This window comes from Lactobacillus acetotolerans DSM 20749 = JCM 3825 (assembly GCF_001436775.1).
GTDB classification, from domain to species: domain Bacteria; phylum Bacillota; class Bacilli; order Lactobacillales; family Lactobacillaceae; genus Lactobacillus; species Lactobacillus acetotolerans.
This window is the reverse complement of record NZ_AYZC01000020.1, coordinates 20,698-27,682: the sequence shown is the minus strand read 5'-3', so window position 1 is coordinate 27,682 and position 6,985 is coordinate 20,698. Positions and strand designations below refer to the sequence as shown.

The window sequence follows — 6,985 nt, the reverse complement described above, 5'->3', positions numbered from 1 at the left end:
TTAAATTTAGACATAGTAAAAGACCTAAAAGTGTCTCACTTTTAGGTCTCACTTCAAACTTCTTTAAAATGGCTTTTATTTTTATCCTAATTTTAATCACTCAACCAGTTAGACAATCTCTTGTTCCTTGAACCTGCCATAAACTCGTTCGACTTCACTTACGCTCATGAAGGCGTATGGATCTGCTTTTTTAACGATATTGAGAATATCATACATATCATAACGGTCAATGATTGTTACCAAAACAGTCTTTTCGATATGGCTATATGCCCCTTCAGCATCATGCAAAATGGTAATTCCACGATGCATTCTATCCTGAATACCGTCAATAATCGCCTGTGGGTGGCTAGTAACAACCATAACCTGCATTTTTTGGTGTTGCGTATAAACGGCATCAATTACCCGACCATTAATAAAAATAGTCAGCGCAGAATAAAATGCTCTAGTCCAACCAAAGACAAAACCAGCGGCTGCAATAATGATTAGGTTAATCAAGATATTAACTTTACCATAACTTGTTCCCGTCTTTTGTCTGATTACAATTCCAATGATGTCAATTCCACCAGTTGAGATTCCATTTTTAAGAGCAAAACCAGTACCTAGACCATTGATCATACCACCAAAAATCGCACAAACTAACGGATCAAGGTGCATATTGATTGGATGAATTAGGTGCATCATGATTGATCCCAATATAACAGTTGCGACGGTAAAATGGGTAAATTTATGACCTATCTTTGTCCATCCAACAATGAATAAGGGTACATTCAGTGCAAAATACATCATTGACGTTGTTAAAGTAAACGGTAAATACCTTTCACTTAAAGTATTAATCAGCTGCGCAAAACCAGTAATCCCTGATGAATACATATGTCCAGGTGTCCAAAAGAAGTTTAGGGCAACGGCCACAGCCAAAGAATAAAAGAAAGCCGCTGAAATTTTAGACAAAAAATTATAGCGGCGATTAAAGCGATCTAATTGATCCATTTGTTAATAATTAGTCCTTTAGAAAAATAAGTTTTTAAATTGAACACGTATAGTGTAACAAAAGTTCTAAAGTCGACCAACAAAAAATAATTTATTTTTGCCAATGTTTCTTAATAAATTTAGCACGACCACCAGATTCTTCGATTTGATAACGGAGAGGATCCTTCTTATAAAAGTCTTGGTGATAATCTTCAGCTGGATAAAAAGTTTTAGCAGGATTAATCTGGGTAACAATTTTTTGATCAAATTTACCACTATCTTGTAATTCCTGTTTAGATTTTTCAGCCTCTTCCTTTTGTGCTTGAGAATTATAAAAAATTATTGGCTGATAAGTATTACCACGATCTTGAAATTGGCCCATAGCGTCAGTGGGATCGGTTACTTGCCAGTAATACTGAAGCAATTTTTTATAAGGCATAACCTCAGGATCATACGTTATTTCAACTGCTTCTACGTGGCCCGTTAATCCGGAACATACCTGCTCATAGCTAGGATTAGCAACATGGCCACCAGTATAGCCGGAAACAACTTTTTCTACCCCTGGTAAACTATCAAAAGGCTGAACCATGCACCAAAAACAACCACCAGCAAAAATCGCAGTGTCTAAACTTTTGTTATCATTCTTATCCATAATACTTATTACCCTTCTTTTTATTTAAAAAGCGCTTTGTATTGACTATAACCTTCCTCATCAAGTTTATCGTACGGAACAAATTTTAGAGCCGAAGAATTTATACAGTATCTTAATCCACCCTTATCTGTTGGACCATCAGAAAATACATGACCCAAATGTGAGTCACTTTCTGGACTGGTTACTTCAGTTCTATCCATGTTGTGAGATTGATCCCGGTGATAATCTAACTTCTTAATCGGTTTGGTAAAACTTGGCCAGCCACAGCCAGAATCATACTTATCCAAACTAGAAAATAGTGGTTCTCCCGACACTACATCAACATAAATGCCCTTTTCATAGAAATTATCGTACTTACCCATAAATGGAAAATCAGTAGCAGCCTTCTGGGTAGACGCATATTCTTCCTTACTCAAATTCTTCAAAGCCTGCTCTTTTTTATCTTTGTCCATTTTCATTTCCAACACCTCATTTTCATCAATAACTATAGCAGAAAACATAAAATTCATATCTTTAAATGCTTATAAAAATATGGAGATTCCGCACATGCATTTAAAATATAAGCTATAATTTACTTATATAGATAAAAATTAAAAGATAAGCTTATCTATTATTCTAAGTAAATATGATAAGCTTATCTATTATTCTAAGTAAATATAAAGAAAGGAATTTATACATGCCAAAATTAGCTAGTGACTTAGGTAATACAATTAATAAAAGTAGAAAAGCTTTACCTAATTCAAATATTCGTGCATTTGACGAAAAAATATCAGCAATTCCTGGTATTATCAAATTAACCATTGGTGAGCCTGATCTTGCTACTCCTGATCATGTAAAGGAAGCAGCAATTCGTGACATTAAGAGGGACGATTCCCACTATGCTCCTGGTGCTGGGAAACCAGAATTACTTGACGCGGTTAGCAAGTACTTAGACCGTAGTCTTGGAGTTCATTATGACCCTAATAGTGAGGTCTGCATTACTGTCGGTGTTACTGGAGCTTTAAACGCGGTCTGTATGGCTCTGCTTAACCCTGGTGAAAAGATTTTGGTTCCTACTCCTGTATGGGGTGTTTATTTTGGAATAATTGAAATGGCCGGCGGAGTACCAGTTCAAATTGATACCTCAAAGGATGGGTTTATTCTTACTGCCGATCACTTAAGAGAAGTAATGGAAAATGAAGGTAAGGGTGCTAAGGCCATTATCCTAACTGATCCATCTAATCCTACCGGTCGAGTTTATTCAAAGAAGACACTAGAAGATCTAGCTAAAGTCATCAAAGAATACCATTTGTATTCCGTTAGTGATGAAATCTATGCAGAATTAACTTATGGTGGAGCTAAACACTACTCCCTATCACAAATTATTCCTGATCGGAATATTTTAATGTCCGGTCTATCCAAAGACTTCGCAATGACCGGTTGGCGAATTGGTTATATTGCAGGTCCAAAGGAAGTAATGGGTACAATTATTAAGATTAATTCATTCTTAATTACTTCTGTTACTGATAACGTTCAAGCTGCAGCTGTTGAGGCATTAAACAACGGTAATCAAGATCCAATCAATTCAAAGAATACGTATGAACGAAGATTACATATTATTCAATCTGGATTAGAGAAGAATGGCTTCAAGATGGCTACGCCAGAAGGTGCCTTCTATATCTTCGCTAAAATTCCAGAAAAATTTGGTAGTGATGACGTTAAATTTGCTACTGACCTGGCTAAGAAAGCTAAGGTTGGTCTCACTCCTGGTAGTTACTTTGGTAAAGGTGGAGCAGGTTATGTTCGCCTGTCCTACGCTTCTTCTGATGAGAACTTAAGAGAATCTGTAAAAAGAATTACCAAGTATATCAATAATTTATAATTATTGAAGATAAACTAAAAGGAAGCATAGATTAATTTCTATGCTTCCTTTTTTGTCTAATTTAATTTGATTATGTTTAATTAGTTTTTATCCCAAGTTGAATTCTTATCAGCATCTTTTTGTGCTTCATCTTCAAGGTGGTCTTCAGTCTTCTTAACACTGTCACTATATTTACTATCAACTTCAACTCCTAATTCGGATAATTGTCCTTTAGAAACTGGAGCTGGGGCATGCATCATTGGTTCTGAAGCATTAGCATTCTTAGGGAATGCTTGTACGTCACGGATATTATCCTTTTCGGCAAGCATCATAGCAAATCTATCCAAGCCAATAGCTAAACCAGCATGTGGCGGGAATCCCATGTCTAGTGCGTCCATTAAGTAGCCGAATTGCTCATAAGCCCGCTTCTTAGTGAAGCCTAATGCCTTAAACATCTTCTCCTGAATAGAGCGTTTATGGATACGGATTGAACCGCCACCCATTTCATCTCCGTTCATAACAATGTCGTAACTGCGTGCATGTGCTTTATGCGGATCAGTATCAAGTAACTTAATACCTTCATCATCTGGCATAGTAAATGGGTGGTGAGCAGCAACCCATCTGCCACGTCCTTCATCATATTCAAATAGTGGCCAATCGACAACCCAAACAAAATCAAAGACATGCTTAGGAATAATATCAGTTTCTTTAGCAAATTCACGCCGTAAGTGGTTAAGTGAATCACAACAAACTTTCCATTTGTCGGCTACAAATACAACTAATTCTCCACCTTCAAGGTTAAATTCCTTCTTTAAGGCTTCCTTGTCTTCATCCGTTAAGAAACGGGCAACAGGTCCGGAGAAATCACCGTCTTCATATTTAACCCAAGCTAAACCTTTAGCATGGTAACGTTTGATATAATCTTGTTTCTTGTCAAGTTTTTTACGTGAGTATGCCTTAGCACCATTTTTAACGGCAATTCCTTTTACATAACCACCATCAGCAATTGCACCGGAAAATACCCTAAAGTCGCTATCCTTAAAGATTGGGCTTAAATCGTGAATAAGCATGCCATAACGAGTATCCGGCTTATCGGTACCATACTTGTTCATTGAATCATTCCATGACATACGGGCAATTGGTGTCTTTAGATCAATCCCCATAACATCTTTCATGATCTTCTTCAAAAGGCCTTCAGTGTAATCTTGAACACCCTTTTCATCCAAAAATGAGGTTTCCATATCAATCTGGGTAAATTCTGGTTGCCGGTCACCACGAAGATCCTCATCACGGAAGCAACGTGCAAGTTGATAATATTTATCAAAACCAGCACCCATTAACAATTGCTTAAACAATTGTGGTGATTGCGGAAGAGCATAGAAGCTCCCTGGATAAATTCGTGAAGGAACCAGGTAATCCCGTGCACCTTCTGGAGATGATTTACCGAGTTCTGGGGTTTCAATATTAATAAACCCATGCTGGTCGAAGTACTCATGTGTAGCACGTAAAATCTTTGAACGTAAAATTATAGCCTTTTGAACACTTGGACGACGTAAATCAAGGTAACGGTACTTTAACCTTGTTTGTTCACTAACATCAATATTATCTTTAATTTCAAACGGTGGGTTTTTAGCTTTATTTAAAATAATGATATCAGTTGCATCAACTTCAACTTCACCGGTCTTCATATCTGGGTTAACATCAGAACGCTTAACAACGTTACCCTTAACTTGGAGAACGTATTCATTACCAAGTGATTCAGCAATATCCATCAGCTTCTTACCGGAATCGTGGTTAACGACGATCTGAACGATTCCTTCACGGTCTCTTAAATCAATAAATAGTAAATTACCCAGGTTACGTACACGTTGTACCCAACCATACAAATTTACTTTTTTACCAATGTAGTCAGCAGTGATATTGCCACAATAATTTGTTCTTTTTTCCATATGTTCCATTCTACTAATCCTTCAATCGTTTCATAACTGTTTGCATGTCATTAACATCATCAAGACTAAGATCTATGGTCTTGCCATCTGCTAAGCGTTTAATATTCAAAGTGCCATTTTCTAATTCTTTAGCACCTAAAGTGATAACGTATTTCGCACCAACCCGGTCTGCTTTCCTGAACTGAGCCTTAAGCTTCTTTTGGTCAACATCATATTGGGTTTTGAAGCCTTGTGCCCGTAAACTGCGTGCTATTTCAACGGTCTTCATTTCCGTACCAGCACCAATATTAGTGATAAAGAAATCAATCCCTTGATCCCTAAATAAGTCAGGATTTTGCTTCTGTAAAACCAGCATTAATCTTTCCTCACCAATACCAAAACCAACGGCAGGTGTAGCCGGTCCATCAAATTCTTGAACAAGGTGATCATAACGGCCACCACCAAGAATAGTTGTTGGTGATTCCCATAAGCTCTTATCATCAACCATGAATTCGAAAATAATGCCGGTATAATAATCAAGCCCACGAACTAAATCGTCATCTAATACATAATCAATTCCGAGTTGATCAAGCATATCGGTTATAGTCTTAAAATTCTTCTTCGAATCTTCATCGAGATAATCGATAATTTTCGGAGCATTTGGCAAAAATCGTTTGTCCTTATCCGATTTTGAATCCAAAATTCTAAGCGGGTTCATACTTAACCGTCGTTGCGAATCTTCTGAAAGCTGATCCTTTAAAGGAGTAAAGTATTTTACTAACGCATCATGATAATTCTTTCGTACCTGTGCATTTCCTAAACTATTGATGTGCAGCGAATAATTTTTAACCCCAAGTTCAGCTAAAAGATCGTGCCCCATCATTATGGTTTCAACGTCAGCTAGTGGGCTACTTGAACCGAAACTTTCAACCCCAATCTGGTGAAATTCTCTTTGCCGTCCAGCCTGTGGCCTCTCATACCTAAAAGTCGATTCAATGTAATAAACGTTAAACGGCTTAACTACTTCTGGGGCATACATTTTATTTTCAACGTATGCACGAACTACACCAGCCGTTCCTTCAGGACGTAAGGCAATGTGGCGACCACCTTTATCCTTAAAGTCATACATTTCCTTTTCTACGACATCTGAACTTTGACCACTAGAACGTGAAAAAATTTCATAATTTTCAAAACTTGGTGTGCGAATTTCACGATAATTTGCTCGTTTAAAGAAATCGCGCGCTATCTGTTCTACTTTTTCCCATGAACCAGAGACATCTGGCAAAATGTCAACTGTTCCCTTTGGTTTTTGTACTCTCATTTAATCATCCTTTATTTATTATTAACAAAAATAAAAGCGCCCTTGAATAAAATCAAGGGCGCTTAAGATTAGCACGGTACCACCTTTTGCTTGCTGCGATTAACGCTCGCGGTACGAACCATTACCTGTTAAAGGGTCACAGCTAGCTTTCTATCCACTTTCACAGCATAATAAGCGGTCTCTGAAATAGAAATTACTAATCTACATTCTTTGTCATCGATAATTCTTTTTTAGCTTATAGTTTTAACTAGCTAAAGTCAACCTTTGTAAGCGTATTA

6 protein-coding genes are annotated in these 6,985 nt (G+C 37.2%); 1 reads left to right on the top strand and 5 read right to left on the bottom strand.

Translation table 11 applies throughout. From position 1 onward, the window contains the following. Positions 1 to 108: 108 nt before the first annotated feature. The 3 genes from FC77_RS04305 to msrB all read right to left on the bottom strand — a co-directional run bounded on the left by FC77_RS04305 (position 109) and on the right by msrB (position 2,076). On the bottom strand, positions 109 to 987 hold the full coding sequence (locus FC77_RS04305) for a YitT family protein (RefSeq protein WP_056970275.1): 879 nt from the start codon (positions 985 to 987) through the stop codon (positions 109 to 111). A 91-nt stretch (positions 988 to 1,078) separates the two neighbouring features. Continuing rightward, entirely contained in the window at positions 1,079 to 1,618 is a 540-nt protein-coding gene (gene msrA / locus FC77_RS04300; protein WP_056970274.1) for a peptide-methionine (S)-S-oxide reductase MsrA, read from the bottom strand. A gap of 20 nt (positions 1,619 to 1,638) precedes the next feature. After that, the gene (gene msrB, locus FC77_RS04295; RefSeq protein WP_056970276.1) at positions 1,639 to 2,076 is read right to left on the bottom strand and encodes a peptide-methionine (R)-S-oxide reductase MsrB; all 438 of its coding nucleotides are present in this window, start codon (positions 2,074 to 2,076) and stop codon (positions 1,639 to 1,641) included. Between the two features lie 218 nt (positions 2,077 to 2,294). Between msrB and FC77_RS04290 the strand changes: the two genes are divergently transcribed. Continuing rightward, positions 2,295 to 3,479 (top strand): aminotransferase class I/II-fold pyridoxal phosphate-dependent enzyme, encoded by a 1,185-nt coding sequence (locus tag FC77_RS04290; RefSeq protein WP_056970273.1) that lies wholly within the window; start codon positions 2,295 to 2,297, stop codon positions 3,477 to 3,479. An 80-nt stretch (positions 3,480 to 3,559) separates the two neighbouring features. Here the strand turns inward: FC77_RS04290 and aspS are convergent, their stop codons facing one another. Together aspS and hisS are read right to left on the bottom strand one after the other, a co-directional pair. Then, positions 3,560 to 5,416 carry an aspartate--tRNA ligase gene (gene aspS, locus FC77_RS04285; protein ID WP_056970272.1) on the bottom strand — a complete coding sequence of 619 codons (1,857 nt, stop codon included), beginning with the start codon at positions 5,414 to 5,416 and terminating at the stop codon, positions 3,560 to 3,562. Between the two features lie 4 nt (positions 5,417 to 5,420). After that, positions 5,421 to 6,707, bottom strand: coding sequence for a histidine--tRNA ligase (gene hisS, locus FC77_RS04280; RefSeq protein WP_056970271.1), 1,287 nt, complete (start codon positions 6,705 to 6,707; stop codon positions 5,421 to 5,423). Positions 6,708 to 6,985 lie beyond the last annotated feature (278 nt).

Coding starts and splice junctions, on each gene's coding strand:
- msrA (WP_056970274.1), bottom strand. CDS start 1,618: ATGGATAAGAATGATAACAAAAGTTTAGACACTGCGATTTTTGCTGGT.
- FC77_RS04305 (WP_056970275.1), bottom strand. CDS start 987: ATGGATCAATTAGATCGCTTTAATCGCCGCTATAATTTTTTGTCTAAA.
- FC77_RS04290 (WP_056970273.1), top strand. CDS start 2,295: ATGCCAAAATTAGCTAGTGACTTAGGTAATACAATTAATAAAAGTAGA.
- hisS (WP_056970271.1), bottom strand. CDS start 6,707: ATGAGAGTACAAAAACCAAAGGGAACAGTTGACATTTTGCCAGATGTC.
- aspS (WP_056970272.1), bottom strand. CDS start 5,416: ATGGAACATATGGAAAAAAGAACAAATTATTGTGGCAATATCACTGCT.
- msrB (WP_056970276.1), bottom strand. CDS start 2,076: ATGAAAATGGACAAAGATAAAAAAGAGCAGGCTTTGAAGAATTTGAGT.